Source organism: Herbaspirillum aquaticum (assembly GCF_002213425.1).
Lineage (GTDB): Bacteria > Pseudomonadota > Gammaproteobacteria > Burkholderiales > Burkholderiaceae_D > Herbaspirillum > Herbaspirillum aquaticum.
Genome location: NZ_NJGV01000004.1, coordinates 219302 through 244845, shown reverse-complemented (window position 1 = coordinate 244845; position 25544 = coordinate 219302). Strand labels below are relative to the sequence as shown.

Sequence of the window (25544 nt, the reverse complement as noted above, 5' to 3'; positions counted from 1 at the left end):
ATGGACCAGTTCAAATATCATTGCTGGCATTGATCGACTGGTCCATGCAGGGTCATGATGCATTCATGATGGAGTAAAGCGCCGCGCCTCAGGACGACTTCAACGCCGCCACCAGCGTGCGCAGCGCGGTCTGCAAGCGCGGCTCCTTGAGCCGTGCATGCAGTCTTACCTGTGCCAGAGGCAGCTTGGGCAAGCCCAAGCGCTCGCCCACCTCCACCGCACCAGGCGGGGCGCTGCGGTGGAGCAGCGCCGACACCGCCAGGCCCGCGCTGACCGCTGCCCCCACGGCAAGGATGCCGCCACCGACGAAGACCTCCACCCACGGTATGCCGGCCGCATCAAGCCGCCGCAAGGACAGCTCGCGGATGCGGCAGGCCGAGGAAAACGTCGCCACCCGCAAGGCCGGACCGGCCCAGCATTGCGCATCGGGATGGGCGAACCAGCCGATGCGTTCTTCCATGACCAGCTTGCCGCCCTTGTCCTGCGGTTCGCGCCGCACGATGACGGCATCGAGCTCGCCGCGCTCGTAGGCCGGCATCAGGTCATGCGAAGAACCCACGCGCACCTCCACCACCACGCCGGGATCAACCGCATGCACCTGCGCCAGCGCACGCGGCAAGGTGGCACCGGCCACATGGTCGCTGATGCCGACCGAAAAGCGGACCGGTCCCTGGTCCAGCTGTTCCAGCGCGCGGTCATGCGCCGCCAGCAGGCCACGCGCGGCCGGAAGGAACTGCTGCCCCTCGGCCGACAGGCGCACCTGGCGCGGCGTGCGCTCCAGCAGGCGACGGCCCAGGCGCTGCTCCAGCTTCTTGAGCTTGAAACTGATGGCCGATTGCGTGCTGTCCAGCGCCTCGGCCGCACGGGTGAAGCTTTGCAGATCGGCGGCCAGGACGAAAGCCTGGACGGCGTCCAGATCCAGCGGTTTATCCATGATGCAGGGCCCTCGCGGTGCAGATTCAATGATGACGAATTTCAATCATTGAAATCATCAATCAGTGGTTTTTCAAATGATTGCTCCAGCATAGCATGCAAGGCATGGAGAGCAAGCGCTCCGCCATTTTCAACAACCCGCAAGGAGAACATCATGCCCCTGGTCCGCATTTCCGTATTGCGCGGCAAGTCCCGCAGCGATCGCCGCGCCATCGCCGACAACATCTACGAAGCCCTGCGCGAGAGTTTCAATGTGCCCGAGGAAGACCGCTTCATGGTCATTACCGAACACGATCCGGAAGACCTGGTCTTCAGCCGCAGCTACATGGGCATGGCGCGTACGGATGATTTCGTGCTGATCCAGCTGACGGTCAGCAATACCCGTAGCCAGGCGCAGAAGAACGCGCTCTACGCCTCCATCGTGGCGCGCCTGCAGCAGGACCCGGGCATCGCGCCGGATGACGTGATGATCAGCCTGGTCGAGGGCGACAAGGGCAACTGGTCATTCGGGCGCGGACTGGCGCAGTACGTGATGTAGCGCCACCGGGCTCAGCGCCTGCAGGCCGCGCTGCGGCCTGCTAGGATGTCGCTCATCGTCATCACTGCGCGGCTGCCGCGCCTCCTCCATGCCCCCTGCGACATCCTGCCTGAGGCAGCCCCTGCGACCTCTCGCCCGTGGCCTGGCAGTCCTGCTGCTGGCCGCCGGACTGACTGCCTGCTCTTCCTCCAGCAAGTACTACGATCCCAACAAGAGCAATCGCACCGAGACGGGGTTTCGCAACAACTACCCGCAACCCGAACGCGGCTCCTTCTGGAAATGGCAGTGGGAACGCCTGACCCAGGGCCTGCCCAAACCGCCCGAGAACAATTACCAGTTCCCGGTCGTCAAGCCCGACCTGGCCTGGCTCAAGGCCAACCGCGACAGGCCCAGCGTGACCTGGATCGGCCATGCCACGGCGCTGGTGCAACTGGGCGGCAAGAACGTGCTGACCGATCCGATGTTCTCGCAGCGGGCCTCGCCCTTCTCTTTCATCGGGCCGTCCCGCAAGGTGCCGCTGCCGGTACAGATCAGCGAGCTGCCGCACGTCGACGTGGTGGTGATCTCGCACAACCACTACGACCACCTGGACCAGGCGAGCGTGGAGCAACTGAATCTTCAGGCGGGCGGGCCGCCGCTGTTCCTGGTGCCGCTGGGGGTGCGTGAGTGGTTCCTGGCGTTGGGCATCACCAACGTGAAGGAAATGGACTGGTGGGACAAGACCGTGCTGGACAACCTGGACATCTACTTCGTCCCGGCCACGCACTGGTCGGCGCGTGGCGTGTTCGACCGTTCAGAGACCTTGTGGGGTGGCTGGGTGATCCAGGCGGCGCAGCAAGCGGGTGGCGAGCCCTTCTCCGTCTATTTTGCGGGCGATACGGGTTATTCGAAGGACTTCCGCGACATCGGCGAACGCTTCGGACGATTCGACCTGGCGCTCATCCCCATCGGTGCCTACGCGCCACGCTGGTTCATGCAGAACCAGCACGTGGACCCGGCCCAGGCCGTCCTGATCCATGAGGACGTGCGGGCCAAGCGTTCGATAGCCATCCACTGGGGGACCTTCGAACTGGCCGACGACCCGCTCGACGAACCGCCCAAGGAACTGGCCAAGGCCCTGCGTGAGGCGGGGTTGCCGCAGGAGCAGTTTGTTGCGCTCAAGCATGGGGAGACTTTGAAGCTCAGCGACTAGCCCAAAATTTTCTGAAAAACCTCATTAAAATCGAGCGACGTTACTAGCCTTGTTATATGTTCGGGATATGCTCCGCGTTCACCTAAAGACTGAGAAGAATGTGTGTCAATCAGGATCAGACGATATGAGAGATAGATCAGCGTTCACTGTAGAAAGCGGAGAACCGATAGTTCCGGGAAATTCATTGCCCAAACAATCTTCGCTCCACCGAAAAGCAGACTGTCGGGAGTGGAGTAACGTCGAAGGTTACATTCCAGTGACGCCACGAGACGCCGAATTTCTGCTGGAGTTGCTCAATAGCGAGTCAGAGCCGAATGAGAAGATGATTCGCGCGGCAAATCGTCACCGGCCTTGATATAAAAAAAGCTGGACCTGATTACAGGTCCAGCTTTCATTTTGTGTGGCGGGGACAACGTCGTTATCCACCATTCCCTCGCCAATCAATCCACGATGAACAACTTCGCCCCCACCGCCGTCGACGACCGGTGCGGCTCAGCCCCGTCAGCCACCTGGTAGCTCATGCCCGGCTTGAGGACAAAAGTGCGGCCATCCTCCAGCTCGGTATGCAGCTCCCCTTCCAGGCAGAGCAGCACATGCCCTTTCACGCACCAGTGGTCAGCCAGGTAACCGGGCGTGTATTCGACCATGCGCACGCGCAGGTCGCCGAACTGGCAAGTGCGCCACCAGGCGGTGCCGGTGACGCCGGCATGCTCGGTGGCGGGGACCTGGCTCCAGTCCGTAGTGCCGAAGGGCAGATTGGCGATCTTCATCCGTGAACCGATCGGCCCTGCTTACAGCTTGGAAGCGATCAGCTTGCCCAGGCGCTCCACACCGGCGCGGATCTGCTCCGGCGGCACCGTCACGAAGGACAGGCGCAGCGTGTTCTTCTGCGCCACGTTGGCGTAGAACGGTGCGCCGGGGACGAAGGCGACCTTCTCCTGTTCCACCGCCTCGTTCAGCAGCGCGCTGGCATCCAGGTGCTCGGGCAGGGTCACCCAGATGAACATGCCGCCTTCCGGCTTGCTCCAGCTGCAGCTGGCCGGGAAGTACTGTTGCAGCGCGTCCAGCATGGCCTGGCACTGGTCGCCATAGAGCTTGCGGATGGTCGGCACGTGCTGGTCCAGGAAGCCGTCCTTGATGGCTTCGTACACCACCATCTGGGTCAGCTGCGCAGTGTGCAGGTCGGTGGCCTGCTTGGCTTGCTCCATCTTCAGGATCAGCGGGCGCGGTGCCACCACGTAGCCCAGGCGGATGCCGGGGGTCAGCACCTTGGAGAAGGAGCCCATGTAGATCACGCCCGACGGATTCATCGACAGCATCTTGGGCAGCGGCGCATTCTGGTAGCTCAGGGCACCGTAGGGATCATCTTCGATCAGCGGCAGGCCCAGGCGGGCACAGGTTTCCACCAGCTTGAAACGGCGCTCGGTGGGCAGGGTGCGGCCGGTCGGGTTCTGGAAATTGGGCAGCGAATACAGCATGCGCGCGCCACCGGCGATGGCTTCGATGGTCTCGGGTTGCAGGCCGAATTCGTCGCTGGGCACCGACTCGAACTTGGCGCCATACAGCGAGAAGGCCTGCAGTGCGCCCAGGTAGCTGGGAGTCTCGACCAGCACCTTGCTGCCTTCGTCGATCATCACCTTGCCCAGCAGGTCCAGGCCTTGCTGGGAACCGGAAACCATCAGCACCTGTTCGGCGGTGATCTGGGCGCCATTGGTGGAGAGCGATGCGGCGATCCATTCACGCAGCGGCAGGTAGCCATCGGTGGGGCCGTATTGCAGGGCCATCTTGCCTTGCTGGCTCAGCACGCGGTCGAAGGCAGCCTTCATGTGCTCGACCGGGAAGGTCAGCGGCGACGGCAGGCCACCGGCGAAGGAGGTGATGTCGGGACGCATCGTCACCTTGAGGATTTCGCGGATGGCCGAGCTCTTCATGGCTTCGGCGCGCTGGGAGAACTGCCACTGCAGCGGTGCGGGATTTTCGAGTTTCATACGGGTCGTTCAGTCTGTGTTCTGTGTGTAAGGTCGTGCGGCCGGGCGGCTACTGTGGCCGCCCCGGCCCTGTCATGCAAGGCGATCAGGCGATCTCGGCGATCATCTCGATTTCGACGCAAGCGCCCATGGGCAGCTGCGCCACGCCGAAGGCCGAACGGGCGTGCTTGCCGGCGTCGCCGAAGACTTCGCCGATCAGCTCGGAGGCGCCATTGGTCACCAGGTGGTGCTCGGTGAATTCGCCGGTGGAATTGACCAGGCTCATCAGCTTGACGATGCGCTTGACGCGGGTCAGGTCACCGCCACAGGCCGCCTGCAGGGTGGCGATCAGGTCCACCGCCACGGCGCGTGCGGCCAGTTTGGCGTCGTCGGTGCCGATGTCGCGTCCCAGCTGGCCGACCCATACCTTGCCATCCTTCTTGGCCAGGTGGCCGGAGAGGAAGACGGTATTGCCGGTTTGTGCATACATCACATAGGCTGCTGCCGGGGTGGCCACGGCGGGCAGTTCGATGTTCAATGCTTTCAGCTTTTCATAGACGGACATGCGGTACTCCCTGTTGGACAGCGCCCGCTTGCGGCCAAAAGGCAGTTGGCTCGCGCGTTGCGCGTTGACAAAATGTGAAAAAACAAGTGTTCGATTATCTCAAAAAACTGCCGCTTTAGCCCGTACCAGCTGAACTATTTCGGCTCGCAAACCCGGTCAGAGCTGCGTCAGCGGCTTCCTGCCCCCCTGGCTGCGCGGCCTTCAGCGGCGCACCGCCATGCGGCGGCCGATGGCCACCACCACGATCACGGCCAGGGCAAAGAGCATGTTGCTCGCATCCAGCGCTTCGTGGGCGATCACCGCCGCGCCCAGCAGGCTCATGAAAGGTTGCAACAATTGCACCTGACCCACACGGGCGATGCCGCCCAGGGCCAGGCCCTTGTACCAGAAGAAAAAGCCGATGAACATCGAGAACAGCGATACGTAGGCAAAGGCCAGCCAGGCCGGCGACGAAGCGCTCACGCCGTACTGCCAGCCCAGCCACACCGACACCGGCAGCATCACCGGCAAGGCCACCACCAGCGCCCAGGCAATCACGTTCTGGCCGCCCATGGTCTGCGCCAGGCGCCCGCCTTCGGCATAGCCCATGGCGGCGGTGACCACGGCGGCAAACAGGGCGAAATCAGCCAGATGGAAACTGCCGCCCCCTTCGCGCAGGGCAAAGGCGATCACGATGCCGGAGCCCGCCAGCGCGGCCAGCCAGAAACCCTTCGAAGGCCGCTCACCGAAGCGCAGCGCGCCAAACAGGGCCGTGGCCAGAGGCAGGAGGCCGACCACCACGGCACCATGGGCGGCCGGGACGTAACGCATGGCAATCGAAGAAAACAGCGGGAAACCCACCACCACGCCCAGGGCGGTGATGATGAGGCCGCGCAATTGCTGCCGGGTCGGACGCGGGGCCTTGATCCAGGCCAGCAGCACGAGGGCGCAGACGCCTGCCACAACCGCACGGCCGAAGGCGACGAAGGCCGGGTTGAGCTCGGCCACTGCAATGCGCGTAAAGGGCAGCGTGAGGCTGAAGATGGCCACGCCGATCAGGCCCAGCCACATGCCGCGGCTTTCGTGGCGGGCCGTAGCGGTACCGGGCGCTGCTGCGGGATGACTGGTCTTGCTGCTGGCTTGCATGAGGGTCCCCCTGGGTTCAAAACGCGTTATTGATATTGATGTAAATAATTTCCCTGCCCTGCCTCTGCTACAGCCAGATCGCCAGCGCCGAATAAAGTGTCAGCAGGATCATGACCGCCGCAAAGATCGCGCGCCACCGGGGCTGTTCGAGATAGCGCCGCAAGAGCGCACCGGCACCGGCCCACACCGATACGCAAGGCAGGTTGATGGCACAGAACACCGCACAGTAGATCAGGATGGCCAGCCATCCGGACTGCTTATGCAACAACGGCATGAAGGCCGAAGCACCGGTGATGGCCATCACCCACGCCTTGGGATTGGCGAACTGGAACATGGCGGCCGCCCGGAACGACATCGGCCGCACCGCCCGCTCACCCGCCCCGGAGACGGCCATGCGGCGCAACTGCCAAGCCAGGTAGAGCAGGTAAGCGCAGCCCAGCGCCTTCAACAGCAGCACCACCTGCGGCAGCGCCACCACCAGTTCGCCTATACCGAATGCGCATACGGCCAGCAGCACGCCGAAGCCGAACGTGATGCCCAGCATGTGCGGCAGGGAACGACGGAAGCCGAACCAGATGCCCGAGGAGGTCAGCATGATGTTGTTCGGTCCCGGTGTGATGGAGGAGACGAAAGCAAACGACATCAGCGGCAGCAAGGCTTCGATCATGCGTTTCTCCTTTGCGCAGCCTGCGCCAGCGACACCACTTGTGCCGGCGCCAGCAGTGCATCGGCGGCCTCGCTGGAGCGCGCCAGGACACCGGCAAACACGTCATGGTCGACATTGCCGCCGGAGAGCGTGACACCGATCTTCTTGCCGCGCAGCCGCGTGCGCAGTTGCAGGGCCGCCGCCAGCGCACAGGCGCCCGCGCCCTCGGCCACGTTGTGGGTGGCGATGAAGGCCAGCTTCATGGCGTCCATCACTTCGTCGTCGGTGACGGCCACAACCTCATCGACCTGCGACAACATCACCTGCAGCGACGCCTCATCCGGTACGCGACAGGCCACGCCATCGGCGATGCGGGTCGAGACCGGCGCTTCGATCTTGCGGCCGGCTTCAAAAGAGAGCTTGTAGGCCAGCGCATGCGCCGAGACCACGCCGATGATGCGTGTCTTCAACCCCAGTGCATTGCGGGCCGCGACCGCGCCGCACATTCCCGAGCCCTGGCCGATGGGCACCAGCACCACATCCAGCGCGGGCTGGGCGGCCAACAGTTCCATCCAGTAGGTCGACACGCCCGCCACCAGGTCGCGATGGAAGGAAGGGATCATGTGCAACTGCTGCTCGCGGGCCAGGCGCTGGGCGTGTTCGCGACTGTCCTGGAATTCGCGGCCATGTTCGACCAGGTCCACGCCGAGCGCGCGCATGGCGGCGTTCTTCTCGCGGCTGTTGCCTTCGGGCACCACAATCGTGGCGGGGATGCCGAAGCGGCGCGCCGACAGGCCGACCGACTGGCCGTGATTGCCGCGTGTGGCGGAAATGACGCCGGACAGTTGCGGCTGCTGCCGGGCCAGGTGATGCAGATAGACCATGCCGCCGCGCACCTTGAAGGCACCGGTCGGCGCATGATTCTCATGCTTGACCCACACCTCGGCACCCAGCGCCTGGTTCAGCAGCGGCCAGCACAGTTGCGGGGTCGGGGCCATGCCGGCATAGACGATGCCGGCCGCCTGCTCGATCTCGCCCAGGCCGGGCAGCAGGTCGCTGGCCGTGCGGGTAACTTGGCTGGCTTGGATGGACAGGCTGGTCATGACGATGGTCTCCTCGAAAAGATGCGAAACAAGAGCAGTGATCGCAGCGCAGTCCAGCGCATTTCCACCAGGCCACTTACTCTTGCATTGGCTGATATCCTAGCCGACAATACCAGTACAGTACCTATACACTTTTCCAAATAGTTTCAAACATTGTCACGGTAAAATGACCAATACAGTCAAGCATCTGCGCAGCATCCCCGCCAAGACAGTTGTCCCTGACAGCGGCCTGCCCGGCTGGCCCCTGCTCATTCGCGAGGGCGGCGAATCCCTGGTGGAGCAGATCGTGCGCGGCGTGCGCGCGCGCATCGACGACAAGCTGCTGCGGGGCGGCGCGCGCATGCCCTCGATCCGGCAGTTTGCCGATGCCCATGAGATCTCGCGCTTCACGGTGGTGGAAGCCTTTGACCGGCTGGTGGCGCAGGGTTACCTGGAGTCGCGGCGGGGCTCGGGTTTCTACGTCAAGGAGCGGGTGGCCATTGCCAACGGCTACGGCAACATGGCCGCACAGGCCGAAGCGGTCGCCGAGGCCGAGCGCGGACTGGATGTGGTCTGGCTGGTACGCAACATGTTCCGCCAGATGCCGCCGCACAAGATGCCCGGAGGCGGCCTGCTGCCGCCGGACTGGCTCGACGGCGAACTGATCGCCAATGCCCTGCGCGCCATCAGCCGCGACAATCCTTCCCTGCTGCTGGGCTATGGCACGCCGCTGGGATTCCTGCCGCTGCGCCAGCAGTTGCAGCTCAAGCTGGCCGAACTGGAGATCGCCGCAGCACCCGAGCAGTTCGTGCTGACCACGGGCGTGACGCAAGCCATCGATACGGTGGCGCGGCATTTCCTGCGGCCGGGGGATGTGGTGTTCGTGGATGATCCTGCGTGGTTCCTGATGTTCGGTTCCTTTGCGGCGCTGGGTGCGAAGATCGTGGGCATCCCGCGCCTGGCTGACGGCCCGGACATCGCCCAGTTGCGCGAACTGGCGGAGATCCACAAGCCCAAGCTGTACGTGATCAACTCGGTGCTGCACAACCCGACCTCCACTTCCCTGTCGGCCGCCAAGGCGTTCCAGGTGCTGCGCATCGCCGAGGAAAATGACTTCATCATCGTCGAGGACGACATCTATTGCGACATGCATCCGGGCTCGGCGGTACAGGCGGCCACACGCATCGCGGCGCTGGACCAGCTGCAGCGGGTGATCTACCTGGGGGGATTTTCCAAGACGCTCTCGGCCAACCTGCGTGTGGGCTTCATCGCCACCTCGGCCGAACTGGCGCGCAGCCTGGCTGACCGCAAGCTGCTCTCAACCCTCACGACGGGCGAGATCGGCGAGCGGATAGCCTACCGGGTGCTCTCCGAAGGGCACTACCGCAAGCATGCCGAACGCCTGCGCGCACGCTTGAACGGTGCGCGCGACAAGGTGATGCGCCAGCTTGAGCGCATGGGCATGGAGGTGGGCGACCCGCCCCCCTGTGGCATGTTCCTGTGGGTGGAGACCGGCCGCGATACCAATGTGCTGACCGAAGAGGCAATGGAAGAAGGATTCCTGCTGGCGCCGGGCAGCCTGTTCTCCCCCGCCCAGCTGCCCTCCACCCGCATGCGCATCAACGTGGCCGGGATGTCGGACCCCGGCATCTGGCGCTTCCTGGAACGGGCGATGGATCGGTAACCATCGCCCTTCCTGTGCTTGCCCCTCAGGCCGTCAGCGCATCAGCGCATCAGGCCGTCACCAGGTGGATGCGGGCGATTTCCTGGTTGCTGGCGTTGTAGAAGGCATAGTCGGTCGAACCGGGGAAGTAGACGTAGTGGTCCGAGCCGTTGGCCATGATCTGCAAGCTCTCGGAGGTACTCATCTTGACCGTGAGGATCTTGGAGATGCCAGTACCCGCCATGCCCATCTGACGTACATCATCGGCCGTGATGATCACGTTGGTGCCGCTACCCGCACTCACATCCAGCGTGGTGATGCCGGTGACCTTGCTGGAGAAATTGCTCAGGTTCAGTGTGGACCCCAGGTCGGCAAAGTGCAGCGTCGTCACACCTGCGCCACCGCTGATGCTGTTGATATTGGAGGTGCCGGTGGTCTGGTTGACCATGTCGCTCTGCGCGCCCCCAGCACTGTGCGAACCAGCACTGACGTTGATGAGGTTGTTGCCGCTGCCGACCGTGACGGTATTGGTGCCGCCATCGACCACGTTGAACACATCGGTCCCTGAACTCGCCCCACCGCCGCTGAGCACGTTGGTGGTGGCCGTGCCGCGTGCGGAAAGGATGTTGGCCCCGCCGTTGCCGGTCAGGGTGCTGTTGACGCTGGCGCTGCCTTCCAGATTGGCAATGCCGATATAGATGTCGCCGCTGGCATCACCCGAACTGCCGCTGCCCGATGCGAGGCTGGCGTTGATATCCCCGCTGATCGAATACAGGTAGCTCACGGTATCGCTGCCCCCGGCCCCGCCGTTGAAGGTATTGGCCGCACTGCTGGCGTAGAAGGTATCGCTGCCGGCACTGCCCGTGACGTTCTGGATGTTGACGTAGGTATCCCCCGCCGCGTAGCCGCCGCTGCCGGTGCCGTGGAACAGGTCCACCACGACCGGCGTGCTGCCCGAGCGCGCGTAGTTGACCGTGTTGTTGCCCGTCCCGCCGTTGAAGCTGTTGGCCACGCTGCTGGCATAGAAGGTGTCGTTGCCGGAGCCGCCGATGAGGTTGGCGATGTTGGTGAAGGTATCACCGGCCGCATAGGCGCCGATGGCGGCAATGGTGTTGGTGAGGTCCACCGTCACGCCACCGGTATCGTACTCGTAACTCACCGTATCGACCCCGCCACTGCCGCCATCGAACTTGTTGAACTGGGTACTGGCCTTGAAGAGGTCATTGAAGGCGCTGCCGATGACGTTGTCGATGTTGACCAGGGTATCTCCCTGTGCATCGCCGCCGGTGCCGGTGCCATTCTGGAGATCGATGGTCACCGCCGAGCCCGAACCGGCATAGGACGCATAGGTGGCGCCACGATTGGTGAGAGCCGCCGTGATGGTGTCAGCACCACCGCCGCCTTCCAGCACCGATTGGGTACCGGACGTGGCGAAACCGGTCAGGGTGTCGTTGAAGGCGCTGCCGACCACGTTCTCGATGTTGACGTAGGTATCACCCTGCGCGTAGTTGCCGCTGCCCGCCCCCGTGGACAGGTTCACGGTCACGCCAGTGGTGCCGTCGCTACTGGTGGAGAGCGAGTAGTTCACCGTATCGGAACCACCCGCGCCGCCATTGAGCTTGTTGGCATTGACGCTGGCGAAGAAAGTATCGCTGAGGCTGCTGCCGATCAGGTTGTCGATATTGTAGAGCCGGTCACCGGCAGCATCGCCGCCCGTGCCCACGCCGGTCTGCAGGTTGATGCTCACGCCCGCTGTGGAACCTGCGTAGGACGCATACGTGTCGGCCCGGTTGGCGATCACCGCCGTGATGCTGTCGGCGCCCTTGCCACCGGTCAGTACCGAGGAGACGCCTGGGGTCGCAAAGCCGGTCAGGGTATCGGCAAAGTCGCTGCCGATCACGTTCTGGATGTTGCTGTAGGTATCGTTCTGGGCGAAGTTGCCCGAGCCGGTGCCCGCGCTCAGGTCCACCGTGACGCCGGTGGTATTGCTGCTGGTCGAACGGGCGTAGCTGACCGTATTGGAGCCAAGGCCGCCTTCGAGCGCGTTGCCGGCGGCACTGGCGATGAAGGTATCGTCAAAGTTGCTGCCGGTGAGGTCCTGGATATTGACCAGGGTGTCGCCCGCCGCATAGCCGCCCGAGGTGCCGGTGCCATCGGTAAAGTTCAGGTCCACCGTGACCGCCGCATTGGAACTGGCGTAGCTGACGCGGTTGTGCAGCGAGCCGGTACCGCCGTCGAAACGGTTGCCCAGGGCGCTGGCGACGAAGACATCGTCGTAGATGCTGCCGGTCAGGTCCTGGATGTTGGTCAGGGTATCACCTGTGGCATAGCCGCCCGAGGTACCGGAGCCGTCGGCAAAGTTCAGGTCCACGGTGACGGCCGCGTTCGAGCTGGCATAGCTGACCCGGTTGTGCTGGGTGCCGGTGCCGCCGTCGAAGTTGTTGGCCACGCTGCTGGCCACGAAGGTATCGTCGAAGGCACTGCCGGTCAGGTCCTGGATGTTGGAGAGCTTGTCACCGGCCGCATAACCGCCCGAGGTGCCGGTGCCATCGGTAAAGTTCAGGTCCACCGTGACGGCCGCGTTGGAGCTGGCGTAGCTGACCCGGTTGTGCGTGCCGCCGCTGCCGTCGATGACATTGGCCACGCTGCTGGCCAGGATGGTGTCGTTGAAGGACGAACCGATGACGTTGGGGATACCGCTGTAGCTGTCGCCCTGGGCGAAGCCACCGGTGCCGGTTCCCCCGGCCAGGTCGACCGTGACCGCCGCAGTCGAATTGACGTAGCTGACCGTATCGGAACCACCGCCACCAGTGAAACTGTTGACGTTGTTGTCGGCGATGAAGAGATCGGCATAGCTGCTGCCGATGACGTTCTGGATGTTGCTGTAGGTATCGCCTGCCGCAAAACCGTTGCTGCCCACGTGCTGGAACAGGTCCACGGTGACGCCGACGCCGTCATTGGCGCGCGCATAGCTGACCGTATTGGTCCCGGCACCGCCCTCGAAATTGTTGGCGGCGGCACTGGCCACGAAGGTGTCGTTGAAGTCACTGCCGGTGAGGTCCTGGATGTTGACCAGGGTATCGCCCGCTGCATAGCCACCGGAGGTACCGGTGCCGTCAGTGGAGTTCAGGTCGACCACCACGCCGGCGGTCGAATTGGCATAGCTGACGCGGTTGTGCAGCGAGCCGGTACCACCGTCGAAACGGTTGCCCAAGGCGCTGGCGACGAAGACATCGTCGTAGATGCTGCCGGTCAGGTCCTGGATGTTGGTCAGCGTATCGCCGGTGGCATAGCCGCCCGAGGTGCCGTTGCCGTTGGTGAAGTTCAGGTCCACCGTGACGGCCGCGTCGGAGCTGGCATAGCTCACGCGGTTGTGCTGGGTGCCGGTGCCGCCGTCGAAGTTGTTGGCCACGCTGCTGGCCACGAAGGTATCGTCGAAGGCGCTGCCGGTCAGGTCCTGGATGTTGGAAAGCTTGTCACCGGCCGCGTAGCCGCCCGAGGTGCCGGTGCCATCGGTAAAGTTCAGATTCACCGTGACGCCCGTATCCGAACTGGCATAGCTCACGCGATTGTGCGTACCGCCGCTGCCGTCGATGACATTGGCCACGCTGCTGGCCAGGATGGTGTCGTTGAAGGAAGAACCGATGACGTTGGGGACACCGCTGTAGCTGTCGCCCTGGGCGAAGCCACCGGTGCCGGTTCCGCCGGCCAGGTCGACCGTGACCGCGGCTGTCGAATTGACGTAGCTGACCGTATCGGAACCACCGCCACCGGTGAAACTGTTGACGTTGTTGTCGGCGATGAAGAGATCGGCGTAGCTGCTGCCGATGACGTTCTGGATGTTGCTGTAGGTATCGCCTGCCGCAAAACCGTTGCTGCCCACGTGCTGGAACAGGTCCACGGTGACGCCGACGCCGTCATTGGCGCGCGCATAGCTGACCGTGTTGGTCCCGCCACCGCCCTCGAAATTGTTGGCGGCAGCGCTGGCCACGAAAGTGTCATTGAAGTCGCTGCCGGTGAGGTCCTGGATGTTGACCAGGGTATCGCCCGCTGCATAGCCACCGGAGGTACCGGTGCCGTCAGTGGAGTTCAGGTCGACCACCACGCCCGCATCCGACCTGGCATAGCTGACGCGGTTGTGCGAGCTTGCCGTGCTGGTGCCGCCATCGAATCGGTTGGCCGCATTGCTGGCCACGAAGGTGTCATCGAAGCTGCTGCCGGTGAGGTCCTGGATGTTGGTCAGCGTATCGCCGGCCGCATAGCCGCCCGAGGTACCGGTACCGTTGGTGAAATTCAGGTCCACCGTGACGGCCGCGTTGGAGCTGGCATAACTGACCCGGTTGTGCGAGGAGCCGCCGCCGTCGAAGTTGTTGGCCGCCAGGCTGGCGACGAAGGTATCGTCGAAGCCGCTGCCGGTGAGATCCTGGATGTTGGCGAGCTTGTCGCCGGTGGCGTAACCGCCGGAGGTACCGTTGCCATTGGTGAAGTTCAAGTCCACCGTCACGCCCGCATCCGAACTGGCATAGCTGACGCGGTTGTGCGAGCTGGCCGTACTGGTGCCGCCATCGATGCTGTTGGCTTCGCTGCTGGCGATGATCAGGTCGTCCAGCGAGGAGCCGACCACGTTCTGGATGCCGGTGTAGGTGTCGCCTGCGGCAAAGCCGCCGCTGCCACTGCCGGTGACCAGGTTGACGGTCACCGCTGCCGTCGAGAAGGCGTAGCTGACCGTATTGGAACCGAGCCCGCCGGCAAAGACATTGGTGTTGCTGTCGGCGATGAAGGTGTCGTCGTAGGCCGAGCCGATCACGTTCTGGATGCCGCTGTAGGTATCACCACCCGCAAAACCGTTGCTGCCGGTGCCATGGAACAGGTCCACGATGACGCCGTTGCCGTCGCTGGCCTTGGCATAGCTGACCGTATTGGTGCCGCCTCCGCCGACGAAATCATTGGCGGCCAGGCTGGCGATGAACGTGTCGTTGGCGGTGCTGCCGGTGACGTTCTGGATGTTGACGTAGGTATCGTTGTCGGCATAGCCGCCGCTGCCGCTGCCCAATACCAGGTCCACGATGACGCCCGCGTTCGATGCGGCATAGCTGACGCGGTTCGACCCGGCCCCGCCGTCGAAGTTGTTGGCCGCGGCACTGGCCACGAAGGTGTCGTTGCCGACCCCGCCGGTGAGGTCCTGGATGTTGGAGAGCTTGTCGCCCTGCGCGTAGCCGCCGGAGGTGCCGGTGCCGTCGGCGTAGTTCAGGTCCACCGTCACTGCGGTGGTGGAGGCGGCATAGCTGACGCGGTTGTGGTTGGAGCCCGCGCCATCAAAGGTATTGGCGTCGGCGCTGGCCACGAAGGTGTCGTCGTAGGCGCTGCCGATCAGGTTCTGGATGTTGCTGAAGGAGTCGCCTGCGGCATAGTAGCCGCCGGTGCCGGTGCCAATCGCATTGGTCAGGTCGATCGTCACGCCACCGGTCGAGAAGATGTAGCTGACCGTATTGGAGCCGCCGCCGCCATTGAAATTGTTGACGTCGGCGCTGGCGATGAAGGTATCGTTGTAGGCGCTGCCGATCAGGTTCTGGATATGCGCCAGCACATCGCCCTGGGCATAGCCGCCGAAGGTGCCGGTGCCGTCCGTATGGGTCAGGTCGACCGTGACTGCGGCGTTGGAACTGGCGTAGCTGACCGTATCCGAGCCACCCAGTCCGCCGTTGAAATTGTTGGCGGCAGCACTGGCGATGAAGGTGTCGGAATAGGAGCTGCCGACGATGTTCTGGATGTTGGTGTAGGTATTGTTCTGGGCGTAGCCGCCGCTGCCGCTCATGGTGATCATGTTCACCGTGACCGCACCGGTGGAGGCCCCGTAGTTCACCGTGTCGGAACCACCGCTGCCACCGTCGAAGTGCACGCTGTCCACACCGGCGATGAAGACGTCATCGAAGGCTGAGCCGATCGCATTCTGGATGTGGTTGTAGCTGTCGCCCTCGGCATAGCCACCGGTGCCGCGTCCGGAGACGAAGTTGATCGACACCCCGGCCGTCGAGCCGGCATAGCTGACCGTATCGCTGCCGCCGCTGCCGCCATCGAAACTGTTGACGTCCGCACTGCCCACGAAGGTATCGTTGTAGGCGGTACCGATGATGTTCTGGATGCGCACGTAGCTGTCACCCGCCGCCGCCCCGCCGCTGCCCACCCCGCTTTGCAGGTTGACGTTCACCCCGGCGTTGGAGCTGGCATAGGACACCGTGTTGGATCCCAGCCCGCCATCGAAACGATTGGCCTCGCCACTGGCGACAAAGACGTCGTTGTAGTCGCTGCCGATGACGTTCTGGATATGTGTATAGGTGTCGCCCTGCGCGTATCCGCCGGTGCCGGTGCCGGTGACCAGGTTGACTGTTACGGCACTGTTCGATGAAGTGTACGACACTGTATCGGACCCGCCGCTGCCACCGTCGAGCCGGTTGACTGCTGCATTGGCCACGAAGGTATCGTCGAAGGCGCTGCCGCGCAGGTTCTGGATGTTGCTCAGCTGGTCGCCCTGGGCATCGCCGCCGGTGCCGGCACCAGTCACCAGGTTGACCGTCACACCGGCCGAGGAACCGGCATAGCTGGCGGTGTTGACGTTGGTGCCGGTGCTGTTGACGCCGCCCACGATCTGGTCGGCCCCGGCCCCGCCCTGGAAGAAGGTATTTCCGGTCCCGCCGATGAGCACGTCGTTGCCGCTGCCGCCGTAGAGCAGGTCATTGGCATTGCTGCCATAGACGGTCACGCCGCCGTTGCCGGCATGGATCTCGTGCGGCAGGCCCTGGGCCGGCAGCACCAGCACCGGGTCGCCGGTGGCCGGATCGAGGTAGCTCAGGTCGCCATAGGCGGTGGCATCCTTGACGGCCACATGGCGCGTATCGTTGAGGGTGAGCTGGCCATTGGAGGTGGCCACGACGGTGCTGAAGCTCAGGTCGAAGGCCTGGTGTACCGGTGAGGCTGAATTGGCTTCCACCGTACTGTACTGGAACTGTATCGGGAAGTCGGTCTGGCCGGCAGCCACCGTCATCTGGAAGCGTCCGCCACCAAGGTCGGTGCCGTTGACGATGGTCATGCCTGCCGGCACGCCCGAGACCGTCACCGACAGCACCGTACCGTTGCCGGTGATGGTGACATCGAAGACCTTGATGAAGGTGCCGGCATTGTTGCCTGCCGCGTAGATGGTACGCACGCTGTCAGGGGCATTGATGACCTGGGTACTGAACTGCAAGGGCAGCCCCGCATCCGTGGCCGAGACAGGAATGCCGCCGCTGCCGTAAAGCGTGTCGCCGGTCTGTGTGGTGGTGGCCAGGTTGACCAGCTTGATCGCCATGGACGGCTGGGACGGATCGACCACAATGGTGGAGGGCTTGGTACCAGGGCGTTCCGGTGGCAGCTGCGGTTCGGTCGGCTTGACCGGCGCATCATTGGAATTCGGATTGATCTGGGGCGAAAACACCGGAGGCGTATTGGACACCAGGTTTTGCGCGGCCGCTGCCGTGGCCCCGACGGTGGTGTGGGTGGTATCGCCACCGACGACCGCGCCGGCCGAGGTGGAAGACTTGGACGTGCCGCTGCTGGTGGTCAGCGAGGCTGAATTGTCGCTGATGATCTGGGCGAACTGGGTCGCGCCTTCATTGCCGATGCTGGCCGAGTTGCGGTCCACCGTGACCTGCTGGGCCGGTGCCACGTTGGGCGGGGCGACCACCGGATCGGAATTGAGCACCCGCGACTGATCATTGGGCTTGAGCGAGATCTTGCCGACGGTATCGAGCAGCTTGCCGGTATCGGCGCTGATGTCGTTGAACTTGACCTTGGACTTGTCGTCCATGGCCTCCATGGCACCGCCGGCCAGCACCACCTTGGTGCCATCGGCCATGTGCAGCACCATGTCCACATCGACCACCTGCACGTGCTGCACGGCCGCGCGGTTGGCGCTGACCTGGAAGCTGCCGGCCTGGTCGGGCATGACCACGCGCACGGGTCCTGCCACTTTGTCCGCGGAGTTCGCTTGTGATGAGCTTGCGGTTGCCATGTTTCCTCGCTATCGAAGATGGTTCGGATGTCGAATCTGAATCTGAATCTGAATCTGAATCAAAATCTGGATCTGGTTCAAGGTGAACCTGCCAGGCAGGATCACTGCAAAATCTGGTCGCGCGGTCCATCTGCCACGATGCGCCCGCCATCGATGACGATGATGCGGTCCACGTGGCGCAACAGCGCCGGGCTATGGGTGGCCACCACCAGCGTGCGCGGGCCTGCATAGGCCGCCAGCCGCTCGATGATGCGGGCCTCGGTCTGCTGGTCCACGCCGGTGGTCGGTTCGTCCAGCAGCAGGATGCGCGGGGTGCAGGCAATCACGCGCGCCAGGGCCACCATCTGGCGCTGGCCACCGGAGAGATTGCCGGGCGCCTTGATGGCCTGGTCCAGGCGCAGCTCGCCGCGCGCGATCAGGTCATCCAGCGAAGACACCGCCAGCGCCGCTTCGTAGACCTGCCCCGGCACGCGGTCACCCACGAAAATGTTGGCCGCCACCGTACCATCGAAGAGGAAGGGTTCCTGCGGCTTGAAACCGATACAGCGCATGCGTACCTCGGGCGCATAGGCCGTCACGGCCACGCCATCGATGAGGACATGCCCCTCATCGGGCTTGTGCAGGCCGGCCAGGGCACGCAGCAGCGTGGACTTGCCGGAGCCCGAGCGGCCCACCAGGCCGACTTTCTCGCCAGGCTGGATGGTCAGCGAGATGTTCTTCAGGGTGGCGTTTTCTTTCTGGTCCAGGTGCAGCAGCAGGTTGCCGACCTGGATCAGGCCGCGCATTTCCTGGCGCAGTACATCGGCGGTCGGGGTCTGCTCCTGCTCTTCGAAAAGCTGGTCGAATTCGGCGCGGGCGCGGCGGAACATCTCGATGCGGCCCAGCAGTGCCGCCAGCGACGACAATACCGTGGTGGCGCGGCTGATCAGCAGCGAGCAGGCAATCAGCGCGCCGACGGTGAGCAGGTTGTCCTCCACCAGATAGACGCCCACCACCAGCGTGGCCACCGAGATGAAGGTATAGCCCACGGTAGAAATGGCATAGCTGGTATTCATCCAGAAGCGGCTCTTGGCCTGCGCCACGGCATTGGCGCCGGCATCGGCCAGGAAGGCGCGCATGAGGCGGTCCTGCAGCGGGGTGGTCTTGAGCGTCTCCATGCCGTAGACGATGCTGGCCAGTTTATCGACCTTGCCGGTACCGGCCTTCATGGCCGCGTGCGCATAATCATTGGCCGGGACTTTGAGCAGCAGCTGCATGCCCACCAGCAGCCCGCCGCCTACCAGCAGTACCCACACCATGTGGCCGCCGATCAAGCCCAGCACCACCAGGTACAACGCCAGGAAAGGCAGGTCCACCAGCAGCAGCATGTAGTTCGACGAGAGCAGGTCACGTGCGGCCGAGAGATCACGGTAGCGCGCCAGCACCACGCCCACCGGCGCCTGCACCTTGGCCGTGAGCAGACGGCGTGCCGACACCTCATCGAATTGCCCATCCAGGCGACCGGCCAGCTGCTCGGTGTAATACACGCGGATGATGCGCAACACCAGCTCCAGCCCGATGAAGAGCAGCATGCCCAGCGTCAGCGCCCAGAGCGTTTCCGGGATGTGGTTGCCCAGTACCTTGTCGTAGATCAGCCGCGAATAGAGCGGCATGAGCAAACCCAGCAGGTTGACCAGGATGCCGGCTACGATGATTTCGACGAAGCGGCTGCCATAGGCGCGCAGCAGCGTCAGGTAAGTGGGATCGGCGCGCAGGTCCGTACGGACTTGCGGCTGATCGATGTGGACCTGTTCGCTGGCGTTCATGGTGCGCGGTGATCGTCGTCAGGCCGGCATCAGGCCTGGCCGCCGCGATTGGTCGCGGTGAGTTCGCGGATCGCTTCGCGCAGTTCCAGGCGCAAGTCCTTGACCATGGTCTGGCGGCCGATGCGCATTTCTTCGATGACGGTCTGCCAGTTGATGTTCTGGCGCATCAGCGCTTCGGTGATCGAGGTCAGCGATTGCGGGATGGCGCCCAGGTTCTTGACGCGGTCGTTCTGCGTGGCCATGTGCTTGGCCAGGTCGATCTGCAGCTGGCGTGCCGAGAGTGCATCGCGCGCCATGTTGCTGGAGTTCTCGCCGATGGTGTTGCCCAGCTCGTTCAGGCGTGCCGCCACGGTGGCCTGCAGTTCGCCCTGGTACTGGATGGCGCCCATCTCGTCGGCCAGGCGCACCGAAATCTGGTTCAGCAGTGCCGGCAGCTGCGCGATGTTCTGCGCGTTCTTTTCGTTCATGTTGGAAATTTCGCCCTGCTGGGTCTGCAGCGAATTGAGCGCCGACGACAGCGCCAGCTGGCCGGCCTGGATGGTGGTGACGATCTGCGGCAGCACTTCGAAGGTGCGGTTGGCGATGTCGCCGTTGACCGAGAGGCGTTCTTCCAGCGAAGACAGGCTGTCGGAGAGATCGCGCGCCGAGGTGATCTTGGTGTTGATCAACTGGCCGACGTTGCGGATCTCTTCCAGCGTCTGCTGCGCGGTCTCGTGCATGCGCGGGCCGAAGGCGACCAGCTGGCGCAGGCTGCGCGATTCTTCCATGCTGTCGTTGAAGAGCTGGACGATGTTGTTCAGGCGGTCGTTGAGGCCTTCAAGCTTGATGCCGGCCTGCAGCGACGCTTCCGAGCTGTTGCGGGCGGCCATGATGGATTCGCGCTGCAGCACCATCAAATCTTGCAGGAATTCGGCGAGGAAGGTTTCCGACACGCCCTGGCGCTGGGTGGCCGCCGGGCCGCTCATGTCGTGCACCACGTGCTGCACCATGTCGCTGATGCATTCGCGCGCGCGCGTGACCAGCTTCTTGCTGGCCGCACGCAGCGGCGTCAGGGTCAGGCCCAGTGCGAGCGAGCCGATCAGGCCGAACATCGAGGCCGAGAAGGCGGTACCCATCGACGCCAGCGGCTTTTGCAGGTCGGCCACCAGGTGCATGAAGGAGGCATCCATGTCGCCGGCGGTGCTGGCCTTGCCGAAGCCATCGATCAGCGCAGCGGTGCTGACCAGGGTTTCCAGCAGGCCGATGAAGGTACCGAGCAGGCCCAGCGCGATCATGAAACCGGTCAGGAATTGCGGGAACTCGGTCTTGGCATCGAGGTGCGCGCGCAGGTCGTGCAGCGAGCCTTCGATGGTTTCCTGTTCGATACGGGAAGTCAGCCGGCCCTTGGTGCTGGCCACCGACACCAGCACCTGGCCGATCTCGGTGCCTTCGAATTCAGGGGCCTTGACCAGGCTTTCCATCGATTCGCCCGCCTTGGTGCGGTCGTAGAACTGCATCAGCTTGTCGTATTCCCAGTTGACGCGATAGAGGTTGTAGACGATCAAGCCGATACCGAACACCGCCACCGCGATGATGAACAGGTTCAGGAAGGGATTGATCTGGATCGCGTGCCCCACGAATCCCCGGAACAGGAAAGCGCCCAACAGCAGCAGGAGCGTCGGGATGGCGGCAAGTGCGTAGAACTGGCGAAGGTTTTTCATACGTGCGATGTTCCGGAAAAAAGAACGCAGGGAAAGTGGATGGTGCAGAAAACGTCAACCGCCGAAAAGCCTTGCTGGATGCAGCTTTGCGGCGAACAAAAAGTCGCTGCGGGGATGGCGGCGCAGTTCATCGCGGCTCCCGCAGGGCACCCTGGCCGAAGCGCGACAGCGGCGACATCAGGTACTGCCACACCGTGCGGCGGCCGACGATGATGTCGGCGCTGGCGGTCATGCCGGGCATCAGCGCCAGCTTGCGCTGCAGTTCGCTATCACCGCGCTGGACGGCGATCTTGATGCGATAGCTGCGCTCGCCGCGTGGATTGTTTTCGTCCGGGACGGTGTCGGCGCTGATCTCGGTGACCACGCCTTCCATGGCACCGTAGACGCCATAGTCATAAGCCGAGACCTTCACGCGCGCCTTGGCACCGGCAGCCAGTTCGGCGCGATCGGTGGGAGAGATGCGGGCTTCGATGACCAGCTTGTCGTCGCTGGGGGTCATCTCGATGATGGGGTCGCCCGGACGTACCACGCCGCCCACGGTATTGATCATGACGCGGTTGACCACGCCATCCATGGGGGCCTTCACCTCCGAGCGCGAGACGCGGTCATTGCGTGATTTGATTTCTTCCTGCAGGCGCGCCAGTTCGGTTTCCGCCGCAGTGAGTTCGGCGCGGGCATCCGAACGGAAGCGCGAGGACGCTTCGCCCATCTTGGCCTGCGATTCGGCGATGGCCGCTTTCAGGCGCGGGATCATGGCGTCGTTGGCCGAGAGCTTGCTCTGCGCGTCCTGCACGCGGGCGGCAGCCTGGATGTCTTCCAGCTGCGAGGCGGCATTGCGTTCGAGCATGTTGTGGATCAGCTTGTACTGGCGCTGCGCCAGGTCCAGTTCGCTGGCCTGGCTTTTCTGGCGGCTGAGCGCTTCGCCCAGTTCGGCCTGGCGTTGCGCGGCCTGCTCGCGCAGCACCGACATTTCCTGCATGAGCTTGGCAGAGCGCGCAGCAAAGGCGGCTTGCTCGCTCTGTACGGCGGGGTCATCGCGCTCGAGGTCGGCCGGCATCTGCAGGCTGGCGGCACCGGCCGCTTCGGCCGAGAGACGCGCAATCTTGGCGCGCAGGCCGAGGATCTTGACACGGCCTTCGCCGAGATCGGCATTGGCACGTACGTCGGCAATCGAGATCAGGGTCTGGCCCTTCTTGACCACGGCGCCTTCGCGCACCAGGATGGCCGAGACGATGCCGCCTTCCAGGTGCTGGATGACCTGGTTGTGTTCGGAGGCGACGATGCGCCCGCTGCCGCGCACCACCATATCAATCGGGGCCAGCATCGACCAGATCACCAGCAAGGCCAGCAGCAGCGCGCAGGCCAGCACCGCCAGGCGCGGGCGTGGCATGGCCTGCAGCTCACCCAGGCGACGGTCCAGTCGCGGCGCCACGCGGCGCATGAAGCCCTTGCTGCGGGAACGGATCCCGTGGCCGGTGCCGGGCTTGAGCGAGAGCGTCATTTTGCCGAGGCCTGGTATTGCACGATCACGCGGGCGTCATTGCCGCTGCCGTTTTCATCGGTGGCCACGCGGCTGGTCACGCGCTCCTTGTCCACGCCGGCATCGATGAGATAGTTGCGGACCGCCACGGTGCGATAGTAGGCGCGGCGCCGGCTCTCGCTGTAGGCACCGCTGCCGATGACGCCGGTGACCACGATCTTGCCCTGGCTGGACTTGGCGCGGCGTACCCAGTCGCCGATGCTCTTGTCGAGCGCCTTGGACCCTTCGTCGTTCAACTGGGTGGAGTCGGCGTCGAAGTTCAGGGTCACCGCTTTTTCGTTGGCATCGATGCGCAGGCCCGGTGCGACTTCCTTGTCATTGGGTTCGGTCTTGACCTGGATCGCATTGGGGCTGGAGGGTGCGGCGGCGCTGCGCAGGCTGCCGTTGTCGGACTGCAGGGGCGGCGCGGCCAGCTTGGCCTTGAGGCTGGCCACTTCGCGCTTCAACTGCTCGATCTCCTGCGCCTTCTCGCGCTCGCCGGGCGTTTCGGCACTGTTGGTACTGGTGTTGTCGGCGGTGGCGATGGTGTCGGTCTTCTTGGCCTTGGATTCACCCACGACCTGCACCTGGCCTTGCGAGATCAGCTTGCTGACCTTCATCTGCGCCAGCTTCTGCGAGTAGTAGAACAGCGTCACCACGAACACCACCACCACGAAAATCATCACCAGCACCACGTTGGACAGCGCGTCCACGAAGCCTGGCCAGAAATTCTGTTCCTTGCCGCCCTCCATCATTCCCCCGTCTTGTTCGACGCCCGCGTGGGCAGGGTTTCCAGTGCAGTTGCGCGACCGGTGTTGCGCAGGATCTGGTAGCTCAGGTCAGCCTGCTGGAACAGCAGGTTGGCAAAATCCATGCGCGCCTGGTAGGCCTGCTGGTAGGCGTCCAGCACGTCCAGCAATTGCTTGCTGCCGGTGGAGAGCTGTTCCAGGAAGACATCGGCCACGTTGGCATTGGTCAAATAGGCCTGGCGCGAAATCTCCATGCGCTTTCTCACCGCCCCCAGGGTGCGGTAATTGATCTCGATCTGCTCACGCAATTTGCGTTCCAGGTCCAGCGCGGTATTGCTCTTTTCCACGTACTTGGCACCGGCCTGCTTGCTGTAATACAGGTCGGAGCCGCCATTGAGCAGGTTCATGCTCACCACCATCATCAGGCGGCGGTCGGTGGTCAGCTGCAGGCTGTTGTCGGTGGTATCGATGGCACCGCCCGCACCGCGGGTCTTGGTCTGGGTCCATTCCAGGGCCACCGTGGGCGAGAACTTGGCGCGCGCCGACTTCAGTTCCTGGTTGGCCGCTTCCACGTCGCGCCGCGCGGCGCGCACGCCGGGGTTGGTCTCGTAGACATCCTGCAGGGCCAGCTTGGAGGTGTCCGGCACGGTCGGCATCATGTGGTCCGGCACTTCGATCTGCTCGATCTTGCGGCCGGTGATCTGGTTCAGCGACACCATGGCGCTTTCCAGCGCCCCTTCGGCCTCGGCCACGGCGGACTGGGCCGTGAGCGAACGGCCGCGCACGCGCTCGAAGTCGATACGGCTGGCGCCCCCGCCTTCGAGGCGCTTGTTCATGTAATTCAGCAAGGCGCCCATGCGCTGGGCATAGCTGCGCGAGAACGACAGCGTGGCATAGGCGCGCATGACGTCGTAATACGCCTTGATGGCGTTGTAATACAGGGTCTCGCGGGCGTCGTCGCGACGCAGGTCGGCGGCGTCGGCCAGGGCGCTGCTCTTGCGGTAGTCGTAATACGAACCGGGGGCGAAGATCGGCTGGCGGCCGATCAGGGTCACGTCCCAGCGCTTGTGGTACGAGGCGCGCTGGATCAGCCCGGTATTGGGGTCGATCACCGAGGACGGCGAAGAATATTCATTGCCCTTCTGCGCGCGCACATCCAGGGTCGGGCCCAGCTGGCCAGCCGTCGCCTTGGAGGCATAGCGTGCCTGGTCGGCTTGCGCGGCGGTGGCGGCGTAGCTGTAGCTGTTGTTGAGCGCAAGGTCGAGCACGCTGCGCAGGCTCAGGTCCGGGACCGGCTCACCCTCGGTGACGATGCTGATCTGCGGCAGGACGATCTGGTTGCCCGAGAAACCTGGATCGGACTGGCGCAGCAACAGCAGGATTTCATCCTGGGTCGAGGGCGGCGGGGTATCGGCCGGCAAACCCGGCAGACGATAGTCCGTCGCCGCTGGCCCGGCCGGATCGGCACCCAGCCGGATCTGCGGCGGCGCATCCAGTTTGTTGTCGAAGGAACCCGGCGTGGCCGGAGTGGCTTGCACGGTGGCTGCGGCGCCAGCGGCCGGCGGCTTGTCAGCCGCCTGGGGCGCAGAATGCGCGGCCAAGCCCAATGAAACGCCCAGTATGAAACGCTTGCTCTTGAGAACTCTCATCAACACGATCAGCCGGTATCCCACCGGCCTCCCCTACCCAACCCACATCCCAGGAAAGAATCGTCAGCCCTCTGCGATTCCCGTCATCAAACCGGGGCACTCCTGTTCTTTTTCTTGGGGGAGCTCCGGCTTGTACATCCGTTCGATCAGCCTGATCGAATTTGTTACCATTTTGTTAAAACAATTTTATCACCGGCGGATTGCAACTCAATTACAAATAACCCGGAAAAATCGTTTAATTTCAATTGACTTGATAAAAGTTAACTCCGGCAATTATGGTCAGCTTGTTGACTTCGTGCCATCAGGAAATACCGCAATACTCACGAACTGATCAAAAATGACAAAAATTGCGGTTGAAAAACCA

The 25544-nt window shown here is 63.6% G+C and carries 17 protein-coding genes; 4 read left to right on the top strand and 13 right to left on the bottom strand.

Annotated features, from left to right (window positions below; translation table 11 throughout):
- Positions 1 to 88 precede the first annotated feature (88 nt).
- Positions 89 to 934 carry a LysR family transcriptional regulator gene (locus CEJ45_RS05735; RefSeq protein WP_088754223.1) on the bottom strand — a complete coding sequence of 282 codons (846 nt, stop codon included), beginning with the start codon at positions 932 to 934 and terminating at the stop codon, positions 89 to 91.
- A 153-nt stretch (positions 935 to 1087) separates the two neighbouring features.
- Here CEJ45_RS05735 and CEJ45_RS05730 point away from each other — a divergent pair, with 153 nt between their 5' ends.
- Positions 1088 to 1471, top strand: coding sequence for a tautomerase family protein (locus tag CEJ45_RS05730; protein WP_088754222.1), 384 nt, complete (start codon positions 1088 to 1090; stop codon positions 1469 to 1471).
- Between the two features lie 88 nt (positions 1472 to 1559).
- Positions 1560 to 2663: an MBL fold metallo-hydrolase gene (locus CEJ45_RS05725; RefSeq protein WP_088754221.1), complete on the top strand. Its 1104-nt coding sequence runs from the start codon at positions 1560 to 1562 to the stop codon at positions 2661 to 2663.
- Between the two features lie 440 nt (positions 2664 to 3103).
- On the opposite strand, the gene CEJ45_RS05720 is transcribed toward CEJ45_RS05725, so the two are convergent.
- The 6 genes from CEJ45_RS05720 to CEJ45_RS05695 all read right to left on the bottom strand — a co-directional run bounded on the left by CEJ45_RS05720 (position 3104) and on the right by CEJ45_RS05695 (position 8069).
- Entirely contained in the window at positions 3104 to 3433 is a 330-nt protein-coding gene (locus tag CEJ45_RS05720) for a DHCW motif cupin fold protein (RefSeq protein ID WP_088754220.1), read from the bottom strand.
- A gap of 21 nt (positions 3434 to 3454) precedes the next feature.
- Positions 3455 to 4651 (bottom strand): aminotransferase-like domain-containing protein, encoded by a 1197-nt coding sequence (locus CEJ45_RS05715; protein WP_088754219.1) that lies wholly within the window; start codon positions 4649 to 4651, stop codon positions 3455 to 3457.
- Positions 4652 to 4736: 85 nt separating this feature from the next.
- The gene (locus CEJ45_RS05710) at positions 4737 to 5195 is read right to left on the bottom strand and encodes a RidA family protein (protein ID WP_039786637.1); all 459 of its coding nucleotides are present in this window, start codon (positions 5193 to 5195) and stop codon (positions 4737 to 4739) included.
- A gap of 201 nt (positions 5196 to 5396) precedes the next feature.
- Positions 5397 to 6320 (bottom strand): DMT family transporter, encoded by a 924-nt coding sequence (locus tag CEJ45_RS05705; RefSeq protein ID WP_088754218.1) that lies wholly within the window; start codon positions 6318 to 6320, stop codon positions 5397 to 5399.
- A 67-nt stretch (positions 6321 to 6387) separates the two neighbouring features.
- A complete protein-coding gene (locus tag CEJ45_RS05700; RefSeq protein WP_088754217.1) occupies positions 6388 to 6987 on the bottom strand; it encodes a LysE family translocator in 600 nt (199 codons plus the stop codon).
- Positions 6984 to 8069, bottom strand: coding sequence for a threonine dehydratase (locus CEJ45_RS05695; protein ID WP_088754216.1), 1086 nt, complete (start codon positions 8067 to 8069; stop codon positions 6984 to 6986). The genes CEJ45_RS05700 and CEJ45_RS05695 overlap by 4 nt, the downstream gene beginning before the upstream one ends.
- 166 nt (positions 8070 to 8235) lie before the next feature.
- Between CEJ45_RS05695 and CEJ45_RS05690 the strand changes: the two genes are divergently transcribed.
- Entirely contained in the window at positions 8236 to 9732 is a 1497-nt protein-coding gene (locus CEJ45_RS05690; protein ID WP_088754215.1) for an aminotransferase-like domain-containing protein, read from the top strand.
- A 49-nt stretch (positions 9733 to 9781) separates the two neighbouring features.
- Here CEJ45_RS05690 and CEJ45_RS05685 read toward each other — a convergent pair whose 3' ends face one another.
- From CEJ45_RS05685 to CEJ45_RS05660, 6 genes are all read right to left on the bottom strand, one after another.
- Positions 9782 to 17692, bottom strand: coding sequence for a beta strand repeat-containing protein (locus CEJ45_RS05685; protein ID WP_088754214.1), 7911 nt, complete (start codon positions 17690 to 17692; stop codon positions 9782 to 9784).
- Positions 17693 to 17859: 167 nt separating this feature from the next.
- Positions 17860 to 19563 carry a peptidase domain-containing ABC transporter gene (locus tag CEJ45_RS05680; protein WP_088754213.1) on the bottom strand — a complete coding sequence of 568 codons (1704 nt, stop codon included), beginning with the start codon at positions 19561 to 19563 and terminating at the stop codon, positions 17860 to 17862.
- Positions 19564 to 19592: 29 nt separating this feature from the next.
- Positions 19593 to 21263: a biopolymer transporter ExbB gene (locus tag CEJ45_RS05675; RefSeq protein WP_088754212.1), complete on the bottom strand. Its 1671-nt coding sequence runs from the start codon at positions 21261 to 21263 to the stop codon at positions 19593 to 19595.
- Between the two features lie 127 nt (positions 21264 to 21390).
- A complete protein-coding gene (locus CEJ45_RS05670) occupies positions 21391 to 22764 on the bottom strand; it encodes an HlyD family type I secretion periplasmic adaptor subunit (protein ID WP_088754211.1) in 1374 nt (457 codons plus the stop codon).
- A complete protein-coding gene (locus CEJ45_RS05665; protein WP_187697639.1) occupies positions 22761 to 23534 on the bottom strand; it encodes an OmpA family protein in 774 nt (257 codons plus the stop codon). Before CEJ45_RS05665 ends, CEJ45_RS05670 begins: the two co-directional genes overlap by 4 nt.
- On the bottom strand, positions 23534 to 25069 hold the full coding sequence (locus CEJ45_RS05660) for a TolC family protein (RefSeq protein WP_241517284.1): 1536 nt from the start codon (positions 25067 to 25069) through the stop codon (positions 23534 to 23536). Before CEJ45_RS05660 ends, CEJ45_RS05665 begins: the two co-directional genes overlap by 1 nt.
- Here CEJ45_RS05660 and CEJ45_RS25090 point away from each other — a divergent pair.
- Complete coding sequence (locus tag CEJ45_RS25090) at positions 25050 to 25511, top strand: hypothetical protein (RefSeq protein WP_241517283.1); 462 nt, start codon at positions 25050 to 25052, stop codon at positions 25509 to 25511. The genes CEJ45_RS05660 and CEJ45_RS25090 overlap by 20 nt on opposite strands.
- The last annotated feature ends 33 nt before the right edge of the window (positions 25512 to 25544 follow it).

Excerpts from the sequence above, each read along its gene's own strand:
- CEJ45_RS05735 (WP_088754223.1), bottom strand. The coding sequence starts at position 934 with ATGGATAAACCGCTGGATCTGGACGCCGTCCAGGCTTTCGTCCTGGCC.
- CEJ45_RS05730 (WP_088754222.1), top strand. The coding sequence starts at position 1,088 with ATGCCCCTGGTCCGCATTTCCGTATTGCGCGGCAAGTCCCGCAGCGAT.
- CEJ45_RS05725 (WP_088754221.1), top strand. The coding sequence starts at position 1,560 with ATGCCCCCTGCGACATCCTGCCTGAGGCAGCCCCTGCGACCTCTCGCC.
- CEJ45_RS05720 (WP_088754220.1), bottom strand. The coding sequence starts at position 3,433 with ATGAAGATCGCCAATCTGCCCTTCGGCACTACGGACTGGAGCCAGGTC.
- CEJ45_RS05715 (WP_088754219.1), bottom strand. The coding sequence starts at position 4,651 with ATGAAACTCGAAAATCCCGCACCGCTGCAGTGGCAGTTCTCCCAGCGC.
- CEJ45_RS05710 (WP_039786637.1), bottom strand. The coding sequence starts at position 5,195 with ATGTCCGTCTATGAAAAGCTGAAAGCATTGAACATCGAACTGCCCGCC.
- CEJ45_RS05705 (WP_088754218.1), bottom strand. The coding sequence starts at position 6,320 with ATGCAAGCCAGCAGCAAGACCAGTCATCCCGCAGCAGCGCCCGGTACC.
- CEJ45_RS05700 (WP_088754217.1), bottom strand. The coding sequence starts at position 6,987 with ATGATCGAAGCCTTGCTGCCGCTGATGTCGTTTGCTTTCGTCTCCTCC.
- CEJ45_RS05695 (WP_088754216.1), bottom strand. The coding sequence starts at position 8,069 with ATGACCAGCCTGTCCATCCAAGCCAGCCAAGTTACCCGCACGGCCAGC.
- CEJ45_RS05690 (WP_088754215.1), top strand. The coding sequence starts at position 8,236 with ATGACCAATACAGTCAAGCATCTGCGCAGCATCCCCGCCAAGACAGTT.
- CEJ45_RS05685 (WP_088754214.1), bottom strand. The coding sequence starts at position 17,692 with ATGCCCGACCAGGCCGGCAGCTTCCAGGTCAGCGCCAACCGCGCGGCC.
- CEJ45_RS05680 (WP_088754213.1), bottom strand. The coding sequence starts at position 19,563 with ATGAACGCCAGCGAACAGGTCCACATCGATCAGCCGCAAGTCCGTACG.
- CEJ45_RS05675 (WP_088754212.1), bottom strand. The coding sequence starts at position 21,263 with ATGAAAAACCTTCGCCAGTTCTACGCACTTGCCGCCATCCCGACGCTC.
- CEJ45_RS05670 (WP_088754211.1), bottom strand. The coding sequence starts at position 22,764 with ATGACGCTCTCGCTCAAGCCCGGCACCGGCCACGGGATCCGTTCCCGC.
- CEJ45_RS05665 (WP_187697639.1), bottom strand. The coding sequence starts at position 23,534 with ATGGAGGGCGGCAAGGAACAGAATTTCTGGCCAGGCTTCGTGGACGCG.